The 15,971-nt window shown below is 66.6% G+C and carries 10 protein-coding genes; 6 read left to right on the forward strand and 4 right to left on the reverse strand.

Annotation, left to right across the window (positions count from 1 at the left end; translation table 11 throughout):
* Window positions 1-6: 6 nt before the first annotated feature.
* Window positions 7-2,358, reverse strand: a complete 2,352-nt coding sequence (locus Q0Q02_RS16655; protein WP_293810926.1) for a xanthine dehydrogenase family protein molybdopterin-binding subunit — start codon at window positions 2,356-2,358, stop codon at window positions 7-9.
* Window positions 2,359-2,569: 211 nt separating this feature from the next.
* The gene (locus Q0Q02_RS16660; protein WP_293810928.1) at window positions 2,570-4,291 is read right to left on the reverse strand and encodes a glucan biosynthesis protein G; all 1,722 of its coding nucleotides are present in this window, start codon (window positions 4,289-4,291) and stop codon (window positions 2,570-2,572) included.
* Between the two features lie 195 nt (window positions 4,292-4,486).
* On the opposite strand from Q0Q02_RS16660, the gene bglX reads away from it, so the two are divergent.
* Window positions 4,487-6,886 carry a beta-glucosidase BglX gene (gene bglX, locus Q0Q02_RS16665; protein WP_293810930.1) on the forward strand — a complete coding sequence of 800 codons (2,400 nt, stop codon included), beginning with the start codon at window positions 4,487-4,489 and terminating at the stop codon, window positions 6,884-6,886.
* A gap of 266 nt (window positions 6,887-7,152) precedes the next feature.
* Window positions 7,153-8,565, forward strand: coding sequence for a mannose-1-phosphate guanylyltransferase/mannose-6-phosphate isomerase (locus Q0Q02_RS16670; RefSeq protein ID WP_293810932.1), 1,413 nt, complete (start codon window positions 7,153-7,155; stop codon window positions 8,563-8,565).
* 39 nt (window positions 8,566-8,604) lie between these two features.
* On the opposite strand, the gene Q0Q02_RS16675 is transcribed toward Q0Q02_RS16670, so the two are convergent.
* Complete coding sequence (locus Q0Q02_RS16675; RefSeq protein WP_293810933.1) at window positions 8,605-9,051, reverse strand: VOC family protein; 447 nt, start codon at window positions 9,049-9,051, stop codon at window positions 8,605-8,607.
* Between the two features lie 328 nt (window positions 9,052-9,379).
* On the opposite strand from Q0Q02_RS16675, the gene Q0Q02_RS16680 reads away from it, so the two are divergent.
* From Q0Q02_RS16680 to Q0Q02_RS16690, 3 genes are all read left to right on the forward strand, one after another.
* Window positions 9,380-10,978 carry an acyl-CoA carboxylase subunit beta gene (locus Q0Q02_RS16680; protein WP_293810935.1) on the forward strand — a complete coding sequence of 533 codons (1,599 nt, stop codon included), beginning with the start codon at window positions 9,380-9,382 and terminating at the stop codon, window positions 10,976-10,978.
* Window positions 10,979-10,983: 5 nt separating this feature from the next.
* A complete protein-coding gene (locus tag Q0Q02_RS16685; protein ID WP_293810937.1) occupies window positions 10,984-12,978 on the forward strand; it encodes a biotin carboxylase N-terminal domain-containing protein in 1,995 nt (664 codons plus the stop codon).
* Window positions 12,979-13,129: 151 nt separating this feature from the next.
* A complete protein-coding gene (locus tag Q0Q02_RS16690; RefSeq protein ID WP_293810939.1) occupies window positions 13,130-14,341 on the forward strand; it encodes an MFS transporter in 1,212 nt (403 codons plus the stop codon).
* A gap of 49 nt (window positions 14,342-14,390) precedes the next feature.
* Here the strand turns inward: Q0Q02_RS16690 and Q0Q02_RS16695 are convergent, their stop codons facing one another.
* Window positions 14,391-15,086, reverse strand: a complete 696-nt coding sequence (locus tag Q0Q02_RS16695) for a hypothetical protein (protein WP_293810941.1) — start codon at window positions 15,084-15,086, stop codon at window positions 14,391-14,393.
* A 208-nt stretch (window positions 15,087-15,294) separates the two neighbouring features.
* Here Q0Q02_RS16695 and Q0Q02_RS16700 point away from each other — a divergent pair, with 208 nt between their 5' ends.
* Window positions 15,295-15,873 carry a transglutaminase-like cysteine peptidase gene (locus Q0Q02_RS16700; protein ID WP_293810943.1) on the forward strand — a complete coding sequence of 193 codons (579 nt, stop codon included), beginning with the start codon at window positions 15,295-15,297 and terminating at the stop codon, window positions 15,871-15,873.
* Window positions 15,874-15,971 lie beyond the last annotated feature (98 nt).

Raw genomic sequence — 15,971 nt, forward strand, 5'->3', positions numbered from 1 at the left:
GCATTGTCAGACCTTCGCGTGAATGACCCTCCAGATCGCCTGCGGCGTCGCCGGCATGTCGATATGGCTCACGCCATGCGGCGAAAGTGCATCGACGACCGCGTTCATCACCGAAGGCAGCGAGCCGGCGCAGCCGGCCTCGCCGCAGCCCTTGGCACCGACCGGGTTGGTCCGGGTCGGCACGCCCTCGCTGATGAAGGTGAAGAAGGGTACGTCCGCCGCGCGCGGCATCGCATAGTCCATGTAGGAGCCGGTCAGGAGCTGGCCGTTCTCGTCATAGGAGGTCATCTCGCAGAGCGCCTGGCCGATGCCCTGCACGACGCCACCATGGAGCTGTCCCTCGACGATCATCGGGTTCACCAGCACCCCGAAATCATTGACCATGACATAGCTCGCGATCTCGACATGGCCGGTATCGGGATCGATCTCGACCTCGGCGATGTGGCAGCCATTGGGATAGGCCGAGGGCGCCGCCTTGAAGACGTGGTCGACATCGAGCGTCCGGGGCAGGTCCTCAGGCAATGACACGCCCGCCTGCAGCTTCCGGGCGAGCTCCATGATGCCGATCGAGCGGTCGGTTCCGGCAATGGCGAAGCGCCCGTCCGTAAACTCGATATCGGCGACGGCCGCTTCGAGGATATGCGCGCTCAAGAGCTTGCCTTTCTCGATCACGCGCTCGCTCGCCTCGATGATCGCCGAGCCGCTCGCCATGATCGATTTCGAACCGCCGGTGCCGCCGCCCGCGATCAGGCGGTCGCTGTCGCCTTGTACCAGCTTGATCTTGTCGAAGGGCACGCCGAGCTGGCTTGTCAGGACCTGCGCGAAGGGCGTCCAGTGGCCCTGCCCGTAATCGAGCGTGCCGGTGACGATGGTGACGGTTCCGTCCGGCTCGAAATGGATGCCGCCCATCTCGTTCGTCGGCGGCGCCGTGACCTCGAGATAGCAGCCGATGCCGCGGCCGCGCAGCTTGCCGGCCTTGCGGCTGGCGCGCTCGCGCGCCCGGTAGCCCTTCCAGTCGGCCGCCTCCAGCGCCCTGGCGAAGAGCGCCGGGAAATCGCCGCTGTCATAGACCGTGCCGATCGGGGTCTTCCATGGCAGTTGCGCCGGCGCGATCAGGTTGCGCTGCCGGATGACGGCGCGGTCGATCCCCATCTCGCGGGCGGCAGTGTCGATCAGCCGCTCCATGAAGTAATTGCCCTCGGGGCGCCCGGCCCCGCGATAGGCGGCGATCGGCACGGTGTTGGTGACGGCACAGCGCGTCTGCACCTCGACCAGCGGCGTGCGGTACATGCCGACGCTGTTCTTGCCGATGTTCAGCGTCGCCATCATCGGGCCGGGCGGCGAAAGATAGCCGCCCATATTGCCGAAGCCGGTGAAGCGCGTCGCGAGGAAGCGTCCGCGCGCATCGAGGGCCAACTCCGCCTCGAACACCATGTCGCGGCCGTGATGGTCTGAGACGAAGCTCTCGGAGCGCTGGTCGGCCCATTTCACCGGCTTTTTCAACAGCCGCGCCGCATGCAGCAGCACGACATATTCCGGGAAGACCGCTGATTTCATGCCGAAGGAACCGCCGACATGCCCGGTGACGAGATGCATCCGCTCCTGCGGCACGCCCATCGCCGCCGCGAGATTGTTGCGCATGCCGAAGGCGCCCTGGCTCGGGGCATGGAGGGTGTAGCGCTTCGTCTTGCGGTCATAGGCACCGACCGCCGCGCGCGGCTCGATCGGGTTCACGATGATGCGGTTGTTGACGATCCGCACCTTGGTGACATGGGCTGCCTCGGCAAAGGCGGCCGCGACCTTGTCGGCATCGCCGAAATGGTAGTCGAGGATGAGATTGCCGGGCACGTCGTCGAAAAGCTGCGGCGCATCGGGCTCGAGCGCCGCCTCGGTGGTGGTGACGGCGGGCAGAACGTCGATATCGAGCGACACCGCCTCGGCGGCATCGCGCGCCTGCTGCGCCGTGCGGGCGACGACCATGGCGACGGGATCGCCGACGAAACGCACCTTGTCCGCCGTCAGCGCGTGCCGGACCGGCCTTCTCATCGCTGTTCCGTCGCGGTTCGGCAGGTCCACCACGCATTTCAGCGCGCCATAGCCCTGCCCTTCGAGGTCCTCGGCCGTATAGATCGCGACGACGCCCTTCATCGCCTTCGCGTCGGCGGTGTCGATGCCGCGGATGACGCCATGCGCGTGGGGGCTGCGGACGAAGGCGGCATGGAGCTGGCCGTCCAGCGCGAGATCGTCGGTATAGCGCCCCTCGCCACGCACGAGAGTCGCGTCCTCCTTGCGGGGCAGCGACTGGCCAATTCCGACGCGTCCTGCCGAGCGGCCGGCCTGGGAAACATGCATGTTCATCGCAAGGCACCACAGTCGAATGAAAGCCGGAGCGGTGACCCTGGGCAGGTCAGCTAGGAGCGCCTCGGCCTCACGCCGGCTCCGCCCCTCACCCGGAACGGCTCCAGCTTCAAGCGATCATAGGCATCTCGGAGCGTATTGGCGCCTGTGTCCGCGACATGGCTCCATTGACCGTGAGGTAGCCCGGCGCGACCGCGCCATTCCCAAATCGCTATTCCATCGCCTTGAAGCGGTTGAGATAGGTCTCCTTGTCGGTCGCAGCCTGCGTCGGCGGCAGCCTGAATTTCCAGGTCTCGGTCAGCGTGCGGTCGCCCAGCTTCAGCACCGCGTCGAGATCGGAGGAGACGGCCGGGTTCTTCACCTTGACCCGGTAGATCAGGCGCCAGCCCTGGATGGCCGGATTGGGCTGCAATTCGGTGCCGACGATCTCGACATTGTCGTTGGCGGAGACCACGGCGGTGGGGCGGGCATCCTTCGGCAGCTTGCGCAGCGAGGGCCCCTTGAAATCGACCAGAAAGGCGAGCGTGCCGTCGCCGGCACGGATCAGGTTTGACTGGTAGATCTCGCCGGCCGCCCGCATGGTCTGCCAGACATGGGAGACATCGCCCTTCATCAGGGCCGGCTCGTCCATGGTCCAGTGCATGCGATAGTCGAAGCGCATCGGCTCGCCGAACGGGGGCCTGCTCTCGGGCACCCAGAGCGTGACGATGTTGTCGTTGGTCTCGTCGGCGGTCGGGATCTCGACGAGGCGAACATTGCCCTTGCCCCAATCGTTGGTCGGCTCGATCCAGGCGCTGGGACGCAGGTCGTAGCGATCCTTCAGGTCCTCGTAGCGCGAGAAGTCGCGCCCGCGCTGGAGCAGGCCGAAGCCCTTGGGGTTTTCGGCGGGGATATCGCTGATCGCGACCATGGACGGGTTGACCAGCGGACGCCAGATCCATTCGCCACTGCCGCCGCGGACCGCTAGCCCGTTGGAATCATGGATCGCCGGGCGGAAATTCGGCGTCGGCGACGGCTGCTGCGGCCCATAGAGGAACATGCTGGTCAAAGGCGCGATGCCGAGCGTCGTCGGCGAGGCGCCCTGGCGCAGGAAAACGCGCGCCTTGACGCTGAGCACGGCGTCGGAACCCGGCGTCAGCGTGAATTCATAGGCGCCCGACGCGCGCACCGAATCCAGCAGCGCGTAGAAGGTCAGGTGCTTGTCCTTCGGCTTCGGGCGGCGCAGCCAGAACTCGCGGAAGGCGGGAAACTCCTCGGCGATCGGCAGACCGGTATCGATCGCCAACCCACGCCCGGACAGACCATAGATCTGCCCCTTGCCGATGACGCGAAAATAGCTCGCGCCGAGCACGCTCATGACCTCGTCGAGCTTGCCGGGCTGGTTGATCGGATAGACCACCCGGAAGCCGGCCCAGCCGAGCCTGCTGGTCGCCTCGCGGTCGAAATGCAGATCAGCGAAATCGAAGCGCCCGGAATCGTAGGGGATTTCGTGGACGGCGCCGTCGACGATCTCGCTGATCCGCACCGGCGTGTTGAACTGCATGCCCTGGTGGTAGAAGGCCAGCTTGAACGGCGTCTTGTATTCCATCCAGGCGAAGCGATCGCGCTTCGGCTGCATCTTCTGGTAGTCGGCGAACTGCATCTTGCTGAAGACGTCGGGCAGGTTGCTGACCGGCGCGACATAGGGCGCATCCGCCAGCGCCTTCGCCTTCGCGACCACGTCGTCGAGCCCGAATTTCGGGCGCTGCTGTGCAAAGGCCGAGGGCCCGGCAAGGCCCGCCACGGCCAGCCAGCCGAGCGCCAGGCCCAGCCGCGCAAAGCCGGATCTGCCCCGAACCGCTCCGCACCGCGCCAGCGCCCGCGTCAGCAGGTGTCGGACTGAAGAGGAAGACCGGGCCATGATCGGGGCCCCGTCGGCAGAACGGGTCGACAAGTTCACACGACCTCCTTAAAGGTGGGCGTCGGCGGGACGGAGCGCTCGTCCTACATTGGCAGCGGCGCACCGAACACATGCCCATCATCGCCACAAGGGTCAAGGAATGAGCGCGTTCTCCCCGGACCGCTCCCGCGCGACCCTTCGCCGCCCTTCCATCCAGCCGCCCTCTCTTCTCAAGTGAACGAACTCAGCATGGATCATAAGAACGCTGCGCCGGTCGTCGAAGGACTGGAGACGGTGTCCCGGAACGGAGAAGCCGATGCCGGCCTCTCCCGCCGGCAGGCGCTCAGTGCCATGGCTTCCGCCGCCTTCGTGGCCGGAATGGCCGCACTTCCAGCCGCCGCCAAGCCGGCACAGGCCAGCGCTGCCAATTCCGCCGCGACGAAGAAGGCCTTCATCGACAAGCTGCTCGCCCAGATGACGGTCGACGAGAAAGTCGGCCAGCTGCGCCTGATCAGCATCGGCCCGGAGATGCCCTTCGCCAAGATCGTCGAGGAGATCGCCGCCGGGCGCATCGCCGGCTCGTTCAACACCGTCGTCCGGCGTGACAACCGGCCGATGCAGGAAGCCGCCGTCAAGCGCAGCCGCCTGAAGATCCCTCTCTTCTTCGCCTATGACGTGGTGCACGGCCACCGCACCACCTTCCCGATCCCGCTCGGCCTGGCATCGAGCTTCGATATGGCCGTGGTCGAGCGCATGGCCCGCGTCTCGGCGATCGAGGCCTGCAATGACGGCGTCGACATGACCTTCGCGCCGATGGTCGACATCAGCCACGATCCGCGCTGGGGCCGCACCTCCGAGGGCTTCGGCGAGGACCCGTTCCTCGTCAGCGAATGCGCGCGGGCGAGCGTGCGCGGCTTCCAGGGCACCTCGCCCGACCAGCCCGACACCATCATGGCCGCGGTCAAGCATTTCGCGCTCTATGGCGCGGTCGAGGGCGGGCGCGACTACAACACGGTCGACATGAGCCTGCTGCGCATGCATCAGGTCTATCTACCGCCCTATCGCGCCGCGATCGAGGCCGGCGCCGGCGGCGTCATGGTCGCGCTCAACTCGATCAACGGCGTGCCGGCCACCTCCAATACCTGGCTGCTGCAGGACCTGCTGCGCAAGCAATGGGGCTTCAACGGCGTCACGGTCAGCGACCACGGCGCCATCACGGAGCTGACGCGGCACGGCGTGGCCCGCGACAACCGCGAGGCGGCCAAGCTCGCGATCCGGGCCGGCATCGACCTCAGCATGGCCGACCAGGTCTATCTCGCCGAAGTGCCCGGCCTGATCGCCTCCGGCGAGATCAAGATGGCCGAGCTCGACGCCCGCGTGCGGGAAGTGCTCGGCGCGAAATACGACATGGGCCTCTTCGCCAACCCGTTCCTGCGCATGGGCAAGGCGCAGGACGATCCGGCCGACGTGCGCGCCGACGACCGCCTGCACCGCGAGCCGGCTCGCGAGGTCGCCCGCGAGACCATCGTCCTGCTGGAGAACCGCAACCAGACGCTGCCGCTGAAGAAGCAGGGCACGATCGCGCTCGTCGGGCCGCTGGCCGATTCCGGGCTCGACATCCTCGGCAGCTGGTCGGCGCAGGGCGTGGCCGAGCAGGCCGTCACGGTCAAGGCCGGAATCGAGAAGGCGATCGGCGACAAGGCGAAGCTCATCGTCGCACGCGGTTCCAACGTGCTCGACGACCAGAAGATCGTCGACTACCTCAACTTCCTGAACTGGGACAAACCCGAGGTCATCCAGGACCCGCGCCCGATCGACGTGATGATCGAGGAAGCCGTCACTGTGGCCAACCAGGCCGATGTCGTGATCGCCGTCGTCGGCGAGGTGCGCGGCATGTCGCATGAATCATCGAGCCGCGTCAGCATCGAGATGCCGGGCTCGCAGCGTCGCCTGCTCCAGGCGCTCAAGGCGACCGGCAAGCCGCTGGTCGTCGTGCTGATGAACGGCCGCCCGCTCGCCATCGGCTGGGAAAAGGACAATGCCGACGCGCTGCTGGAGACCTGGTATGCAGGCACCGAGGGCGGCAACGCCATCGCCGACATCCTGTTCGGCGATCACAACCCCTCGGCCAAGCTGCCGATCAGCTTCCCACGCTCGGCCGGCCAGATCCCGACCTATTACAACGCGCTGCGGATCGGGCGCCCCTTCACGCCCGGCAAGCCCGGCAACTACACCTCGCAATATTTCGAGGAGGAGCAGGGCGCGCTCTATCCGTTCGGCTTCGGCCTGAGCTTCAGCAAGTTCACCCTGACCGACCTCAAGCTCTCGGCTGCCCGCATCAAGCGCGGCGAGAAGCTCACCGCCGAGGCGACGCTGACCAATACCGGCAGCTTCGAAGGTGCCGATGTCGTGCAGCTCTATATCGCCGACCCCTACGCCTCGATCGCGCGACCGGTGAAGGAGCTGAAAGGCTTCCAGAAGGTGGTGTTGAAGCCCGGCGAAGCCAGAGTCGTGCGCTTCGAGATCGGCCCCGACCAGCTCAAATTCGTCAACGGGGACCTGAAAGAGGTGATCGAGAGCGGCCAGTTCGACGTCCAGCTCGGCCTCGATTCCCGCGAAGTCCTGGAGCAGTCCTTCCTGCTGGCGTGAGGCGATTGCACCGCGACCCGCGATACGATCCCGGCATGGGTCACCATGCCGGGATTTTCATTTGAGCCGCCCGAGCATGATCAGGAATGTCCCGGGCGGCTCCGTCCCGATCGCCGATATCGCGTGACGTCGCAGAGATACTTCCCTTCCGGCATCGTTAGGCCTGATCCTGAAAAGCTGGCTCAACACACGCCTTCTTCATGGAATCATCGGCTAACATGCTTTATTGAAAGCCCGCCATAGAGAGCCGCGCAGGTCTATCGCCCATGCCTTTCAAGATTATACCTATCGTGATGTGCGGCGGCGCCGGGACCCGTCTGTGGCCGGTCTCCCGTGACACGATGCCGAAGCAATTCATTTCCCTGTTCGGTGGGGCTTCCACCTTCCAGCGGGCCATGAAGCTCCTTTCGAACGACAAGGTCTTTGCGCCTGCCATCGTCATCACCAATGTCGAGTATCGTTTTACGGTTCAGGAGCAGCTTCAAACCTGTGGGGTGAGCGCCCAGATCGTGCTTGAGCCGATGCGACGCGATTCTGCAGCCGCCGTGGCAGCTGCGACCGAACTCGCGCTCGCGCGCGATCCCGACGCGATTGTCGGCGTTTTCGCTGCCGATCATGTCGTCCAGGACGGAAACCTCTTCGTCGAAACCTGCCGCCACGCCGGAATCGTCGCCAAGCAGGGTCGCATCGTCACGATCGGCATTCCCCCGACGTCTCCGGCCACCGGCTATGGCTATATCCGCCCCGGTGACGATATCGGCGACGGAGCCCGCCAGATCGCCGCCTTCGTCGAGAAGCCGGACGCCACACGCGCAGCGCAGTATCTGCTCGACGGCTATCTCTGGAATTCCGGCAACTTCATCTTCGACGCAGCCACCATGCGGGCCGAACTTGGAACCTTCGAGCCAAGCGTCCTGGCTCCGGTTTCGGAGGCCGTCGCCAAAGCCGAGCCCGACCTCGACTTCCTGCGGCTCGAGGCAACTGCCTTCAGCCGGGCCAAGACCATCTCGATCGACTATGCGGTGATGGAGCGTACGCAGAAGGCCGCCGTCGTCGCCGGCAATTTCGGCTGGTCGGATGTCGGCGGCTGGTCCGCAGTATGGGACTTGTCCGAGAAGGATGCGGACGGCAACGCCATCGAGGGGCGCGGCTATGTGCTCAACGGCGCGAACAATCTCGTTCGGTCGGAGGACGCGCTCGTTGCCGTGATCGGACTCGACGACATCGCGGTCATTTCGACACGCGACGCCGTTCTGGTGACGCCGCGCGAGCAGTCCGACAAGGTCAAGCAGATGGTGGCGCTGATCACGGCCAATGGCGAGTCGGAAGCCGGGGCGCACCGAGAAATCCAGCGCCCCTGGGGGAAATACCTCTCCGTCGACCTGGGTACGCGCTATCAGGTCAAGCGCATCACCGTGAAGCCGGGCGGCATCCTCTCCCTGCAGAAGCATTACCATCGCGCTGAGCATTGGGTGGTGGTGCGCGGCACCGCCGAAGTCACCCGCAACGACGAGACCATCATCGTGCATGAGACGGAATCGATCTATCTGCCGATCGGCTGCGTCCATCGCATGGCCAATCCCGGCAAGATCCCGCTGGAGCTGATCGAGGTTCAGGTCGGTTCGTATCTCGGCGAGGACGATATCGTTCGGATCGAGGATATTTATAGGCGGGCGTGAGAGGCGCTGTGAAGCGCCTCTCCGGATTACCCAGACGGCTCAGCCTTGCGACGGCTTCCAGCCGGCCGCGGGGATGGTGTTGATCATCCAGGGAATGCCGAACTTGTCGACGAGCGAGCCGAAGCCCGGCGACCAGAAGGTCTCGCCGAACGGCATCACGGCCCGTCCGCCGGCGGAAAGCTGATCGAACCAGCGCTGGCCCTCAGCCTTGTCGCCGGTATGCAGGGTGACGTCGAAGCCGTTCTTGGGCTTGTCAATATTCGAGGCCCAGGGGGTGTCCATGTCCGCGCCCATCAGGGCCTGGTCGCCGACCTCGAGCCAGCAATGCATCAGCCAGCTCTTGTACTTCTCGTCGGTGATCGGCATGCCGGGCGGCGCATCGCCATAGGGCATCGCCGCAGTGATCTTGCCGCCGAGAACCTTGGCGTAGAACTCGAACGCCGCCTTGCAATCCCCCCGGAAACTCAAGCTGGTCACGATCTTCATGGTCGTCTCCTTCGCTGATGGGCTTCGGCACTCTTCCGGCGAGGCCGGGGAGCGTGGCAGCTCCCGGTTAGATTGATATCAATCCATTTCTCCCGCGCGTGTCAGCATGGCGAATGTCGACCACGCCAGAACAACTCTCGAAGCTGCCGCGCGGCTATCCTCAACGGGTGATGCGGCACGACGACGGCCGGCCATCCCCAATCTGACCGCATAGCTTCCGCGAAGGCGCCATCGTTTCCTCTTGCTCAACTGCCTACCGGCAGGTAGGTAACAAGGCATGCCTTGTTGACGGGTCAGTCGGCGAGACATCCGAGGAGGCTCAGCGCGCATGCCGGTCATCGAAAGCAAGGTCGGCACGGGAGCCGAACAGCAGCAGAAGCGGGCCGCCTACGGGGCATTGATCCAGACCTTGCGGGAGCGCCATGCGCGCGTGCTCGCCGGCGGCGGCGCGAAGCTGCAGGCCCGCCATCGCGAACGCGGGAAGACCCCGGTGCGCGAGCGCATCGACCTGCTGGTCGACCCGCTGTCGCCTTTCCTCGAACTCTCTCCGCTCGCGGCCTGGGAGCTCTATGGCAACGAGGTGCCGGGCGCCGGCATCGTCACCGGCATCGGCATGGTTGCGGGCACGCCCTGCATGATCATCGCCAATGATGCGACGGTGAAAGGCGGCTCCTTCTTCCACGAGACGGTCAAGAAGCACCTGCGGGCGCAGGAGATCGCTTTCGAGAACCGCTTGCCTTGCGTCTATCTCGTCGATTGCGGCGGCGCCTTCCTGCCGGAACAGGACCGTGTCTTCCCCGACCGCGACCATTTCGGCGGGACCTTCCTGCAGCAATGCCGGATGTCGGCCGCCGGCCTGCCGCAGATCTCGGCGGTGTTCGGGGGCTGCACCGCGGGCGGAGCCTATATCCCGGCGCTGTCCGACGAGGTCGTGATGGTGCGCGGCACCGGCCGCATCCATCTCGGCGGGCCGCCGATCGTGAAGGCCGCGATCAACGAGATCGTCGATGGCGAGACGCTGGGCGGCGCCGAGATGCACACGCTGGTCTCGGGCGTCAGCGACTATCTCGCCGAAGACGAGTTCGAGGCGATCGCCAAGCTCCGCGATATCGTCGGCGCGCTCAACTGGCCGGCGCCGCCGCACGTTTCCGCCCGCCCTGTGATCGCGCCGCTCTATGACCCCGCCGAGATCGAGGCGATCGTCGGCACCGACCTGAAGCAGCCCTTCGACGTGCGCGAGGTCATCGCCCGCATGGTCGATGGCAGCGTCTTCGATGCCTTCAAGCCGGATTACGGCGCGACGCTGGTCACCGGCTTCGCCCATATTCACGGCCAACCTGTCGGCATCATCGCCAATAACGGCGTGTTGTTCTCCGACAGCGCGCTGAAGGGCGCGCATTTCATCGAGCTTTGCGACCAGCGCCGCATCCCGCTCCTGTTCCTGCAGAACATCACCGGCTTCATGGTCGGCACCGAGGCCGAACGCGGCGGCATCGCCAAGCACTCCGCCAAGCTGGTCTATGCCGTCTCGAACGCCCGCGTGCCGCGCTACACCGTGATCATCGGCGGCTCCTATGGCGCCGGCAATTACGGCATGTGCGGCCGGGGCTTCCAACCGCGCTTCCTCTTCGCCTGGCCCAATGCGCGGATCGCGACGATGTCGCCGGATGTCGCCGCGACGGTGGTGACCGAGCTCAGGCGGTCCAGCCTGACGCGTGGCCATGCCGATGAGAGCGCGATCGAAAAGCTCGACCGCGAGACGCGCCGTCAGTTCGAGGAGCAGAGCACGCCCTATTACGCGACGGCCCGGCTCTGGGACGACGGCATCATCGAGCCAGCCCAGACCCGCGATGTGATCGGCCTGTGCCTCTCGCTCGCCGCCCGCGAGACCGACCTGCCCGGGCATCGCCCCGTCTACCGGATGTAATCCCGATGATCGGCTCCCTGCTTATTGCCAATCGCGGCGAAATCGCCGTTCGGATCATGCGGACCTGCCGGCGCCTCGGCATCCGCACTGTCGCCGTCTTCTCCGATGCCGACCGCGACGCGCGGCATGTCGCCTTCGCCGACGAAGCCGTTCGCATCGGCCCCGCCGCCGCGCGCGACAGCTATCTGCGGGCGGAAGCCATCATGGAGGCCGCCGCGCGCAGCGGCGCCGATGCGATCCATCCCGGCTACGGCTTCCTCTCCGAGAAGCCGGACCTGCCGCTGCTCTGCCGGCAGGCAGGGCGCATCTTCGTCGGCCCCTCCGCCGAATGCATCACCGCCATGGGGCCGAAGATCGGCTCCAAGCTGATCGCCGAGAAGGCCGGCGTGCCGAGCGTGCCGGGCTATGCCGGCGAAGATCAGTCGAACGCGGCGCTGGTGGATGCGGCGGCGCGGATCGGCTACCCCGTGATGATCAAGGCCTCGGCCGGCGGCGGCGGCAAGGGCATGCGCCGCGTCTTCTCGGCCGGGGAGCTGGTGCCGGCGCTCGAGCTGGCGCGGGCCGAAGCGCAGGCCGCCTTCGGCGATCCCGCGCTGCTGATCGAGAAACTGGTGATGCGCCCGCGCCATCTCGAAGTGCAGGTCGCCGGCGACAAGCATGGCAATGTCGTCCATCTGTTCGAGCGCGACTGCTCGGTCCAGCGCAACAACCAGAAGGTGCTGGAAGAAGCGCCCGCCCCCAATCTGGCGCCTGCGCTCCGGACGAAGCTGCTGGAGCGCGGCGTCGCGCTCGCCAAGGCCATCGGCTACGACAATCTCGGCACCGTCGAGTTCATCCTGGAGGACGGGTTCGACGAACCCTGGTTCCTGGAGATGAACACGCGGCTCCAGGTCGAGCATCCCGTCACCGAGGCGATCACCGGCTACGACCTCGTCGAATGGCAGATCCGGATCGCCTCTGGCGAGCGGCTCCCGGCCTTGCAGTCTGATATCCGTGAGAACGGCCACGCAATCGAGGCCCGCATCACCGCCGAGCGCGCGGACCAGGGTTTTCGGCCTGATACGGGGCGGATCGAAGGCTATGCCGAGCCGGCTTCCATTCGTGTCGACAGTGGTATCGGGACAGGTTCCGAGGTCACGCTGTTCTATGACTCGCTGCTCGCCAAGGCGATCGCGACCGGGCCGGATCGCGCCACGGCCTGCGCCCGGCTGGCGGCAGGCTTGCGCGATTTCGCCATTCTCGGCCCGGCGACCACCCTGCCCTTCCTGATCGACGCGATCGAGCATCCGCTCTTCGCCGCGGGCAAGGCGACGACGCGCTTCATCGAGGACGCCTTTCCCGATGGCTGGGCGGCGAGGCGGCCGCGACAGCGGCTGTCGCGCGCCGTCGCCGCCCTGCTCTGGCTGGAACAGCAGAAGGCGGTGCGCCCGAATATCGACGCCTGGAACAATCTCGCAGGCTTCCGCTTGCTGGCGCCGGCCGGCGGCGTGGCGACGAGCCGCCTGATCGCCGAGGAGGAGGACGGCGCGACGAAGCTGGAAGTCCGATTGCAGCCGAATGGCCGGCGCGTCGTCATCGACGCTGACGGTGAGATCAAACTGGCCTTGCGCATCAGCACCGGGAGTTTTGAGCTCACTTTCGAGGACCGGCTCCTGCGCGGCAGCCATGCCGTGACGGACGGCCGCGTCCGGCTGACGCTCGACGGCGAGAGCTTCGATATCGCGATCGGCAGCGAGGCGCGGCCAGCGGCGGCAGCCGGCGCAGGCGGTGCCGGCTCGGGCGCGGTGCTTGCCCCGATGCCGGGCGTGGTGGCCGAGCTCCGCGTCGCGCCGGGCGACACCGTGGAGGCCGGGCAGGTCGTCGTCGTGCTGGAATCGATGAAGCTGTTCACTTCGCTCTCGGCCGGCATCGGCGGCGTGGTCGCCGACATCGCCAACCAGCCAGGCGACACGGTCCAGGCCGGCAAGAGGCTCGTGCTGATCGAGCCGACGGCCGCCTGAAGGCCGCATGCTCCTGGCGCAGGCCCGCCAGCCCATCAATCCATCTCGACCGTCCGCAGCCCTTGCCGGAGAACGATCCGACGCCTCCGCTCTCACCCGCTCGATTCCAGAAGCGGGACAGGCGCGCGGCGACGGGATCGGGGGAACCGCCTTGAAGCTGCCTTTGTGGGGAAGCGCGCTCAGCGCCACGCTCCTCGTCCAGGTCGTGAGTTCCTTCGCCGGCGCCGCCATCCCGCTTCTCGGCCCGTTGCTCACCCTGCGCTGGGGCCTTGCGCCCGAGAGCATCGGCTATGTCTCGGCGGTGGTCTCGACCGGCATCTGCTGGTTCCTCGCCTGCGGCAATCCGATGCTCGACCACCACGGCCCGGTGCGGGCGCTGCAAATCGGTCTCGCCTTCGTCGCAGCGGGGCTCCTGCTGCTCTCGCAGCCCTTCGGGTTCATCGGGCTTGCCGGCGCCCTGCTATTGGGGCTCGGGCTGGCCCCGAACACGCCGGCCGGCAGCCAGATCCTGATGCGCACGGCGCCCGCCGATCATCGGACGCTGGTCTTCTCGATCAAGCAGGCCGGCGTTCCGCTCGGCGGCGCTATCGCCGGCTTTGCCGTGGCGCCGCTGGTGTCGGGTTTCGGCTTCACCGGCGCGATCTGGGCCGTGATCGCGGTCGTCCTGACCAGCGCCTTGGCCGTGCAGCCCTTCCGCAGAAGCCTCGACGCGGAGAAAGGCCGGCAGAACCGAGCATGGGCGCGGATGTTCCTGTCGCCTTCGTCGCTGTCGCGCTCGGCCCGGGTGCTGAATTCCCATGCCTCCCTGCCGGTGCTGACGGCGCTCGGCGTCTCGTTCTCGATCACGCAGGCCTGCATCACCGCCTTCACCGCGACCTATATGGTGACCCGCCACGGCAAGACGCTGGCCGAAGCCGGCCAGCTCGTCGCAACCCTGCTGGTGGCGAGCACGATCGCGCGCATCTTCTTCGGCTGGTTGGCGGATCGGATGGGCAGCGGGCTGCAACTGCTCTGCCTGCTGGCATTGGCCGCCGGCGCGACCATCGCCCTCCTGATCGTCATGGCCGGCACGAGCCCCTGGCTGATCTATCTCTGCATGGCGCTCGTCGGGGCGACATCGATGGGCTGGAACGGCGTGCATATGGCGGAGCTGGCGCGGGTCTCGCCGCCGGCGCTCATCGGCGACGTCACCTCCGGCGCCAGCCTGTTCGGCTTCGTCGGCTCGATCTGCGGGCCGCTGGTCTTCGCCGTGATCGCGAACCGGACCGGCAGCTTCGACCGGCCCTTCCTGCTGATCGCCGGCCAGCTCGCGGTCTCCGGCGCCTTCGCGCTCTGGTATCTCCGGAGCCGCCCGACGGCCTGAGCCGCACCGCGGAGGGGGCGCCGTCGGGGTCCCTGGGCAGGCAGGCTGGTCAAGGCGACAGGATGCGCCATCCGCCGCGCCAAAGGCCGGCCCCTGCCGCCTTCGCTCTCTCCAGATCGGCCGCGAACTCCGCCTCGTTCCCCTGCATCGGCTGCGCCCATCCCAGCCCGACGAGCAGATGTGCGACATCCCCGGCAGGCAGGGCATCCTTCGCCTCGAGGCGGCAATCGGCGCCGGTCGCTGCGCCGGCCAAGGCCCGGCGCGGTTGGCAGAACAGGCTGCGGCCTGCTGTGAGATTGTGAAGAGCGGCCCTGGCCTGCAACCCACAGGACCAGCGCAGCGTGCCGTCAAGGCAGACCTCTCCGGCCCGCGGCCCGGCGATACGGTCGAGACGGATCACCTCTTCGCCACGCCGAAAGCCGGTACCGTCGATCGAGAACAGCGGCGGCGGCAGCTCGAAGGGCGGCAAGCTGCTCAGATCGGCATTCGGCTGCCGCCGCATCTCCTCGACCACGGCCGCTTCCATCCTTTCCGCGGATTTCGCGCTCGCCTGTGCGGGACCATCGCTCTGCGGCCCGGCTGCGACAGGTGGCACCGGCGCGCCGGCACCATCGGGCGAGCCCTGCCGATCTTCGCCGAGCAGCACGAAGCCCGCTCCCGTAACGACGGCCATTCCCAGCGCCAGGGCAAGATTCACGCGCCGCAGCCGCTTGCGCAACCGGTACACGAATAGCGGCGTCCTCATGCCCACCCTCCAGGAAGCACAGATACGCCTACATCATGCGAAAAGCCTTCGCGACCGGTTCCGCCGATGCATGGAACGCCTCGCATGCCATTTCGCTTCACCGCTCCCCGCCTTCGCTCGCTTCTTTCCGCTCCAGCCCGCCCATCAGAACGCATCCACCGTTAAGGAGTGGCCGCTATTGTGGCGCGCTCGTTGGAACTGTACTGGCATGCAGATGCTGAGGCTTCTGGCTCGTCTTTCGTTGGCCCTCGCGGCTGCGGCTGCGATCGCAGGCTGCACAACGGCGAATCGCGCGGATATCTCCGCCGTATCCACGCGCATTCAAGCCGGCTCCGCCAAGGCGACGCTCGCACCGCTCGAATTCGTCAGCTTCTGCATGCATAATGGCGGCCAGTGCCGCCCGGCTGGCCAGCCCAGCGCGGTGGTAGAGGCGTCGCCTGAGAATCTCGCCGTCATCGAAGAAGTGAACCGGCAGGTCAACCTGCGCATCCGGCCATCGAGCGCGTCCACGGATTGGCGGATCAATCCGGCGAGCGGCAATTGCAACGACTACGTCGTGTCCAAGCGCTACGAATTGCTGCAGCGCGGCTTTCCGTCGAGCGCCCTCCTGATCAACGTGGTCACGACGGCGTCTGGCGAAGGCCACCTCGTCCTCGTCGTGAAGACTGATCGCCGCGACCTCGTCCTCGACAACCTCACCTCCACGATCCGGGGCGTAACCCAGGCACCCTATACCTGGGTGAAACGCCAGAGCGCGTCCGATCCTTTGACATGGGAAACCGCGTGACGGATCGCGTGGCTTTCTAAGGCCGCACGCTCATTCGCGCCTTGCTGTGCGCGGCGGTGAGAAACCCATCCAGTGAAGCGCCGGCATTTGTGCTGGTG

Origin of the sequence: uncultured Allobosea sp. (assembly GCF_945956895.1) — a bacterium.
Lineage (GTDB): Bacteria > Pseudomonadota > Alphaproteobacteria > Rhizobiales > Beijerinckiaceae > Allobosea.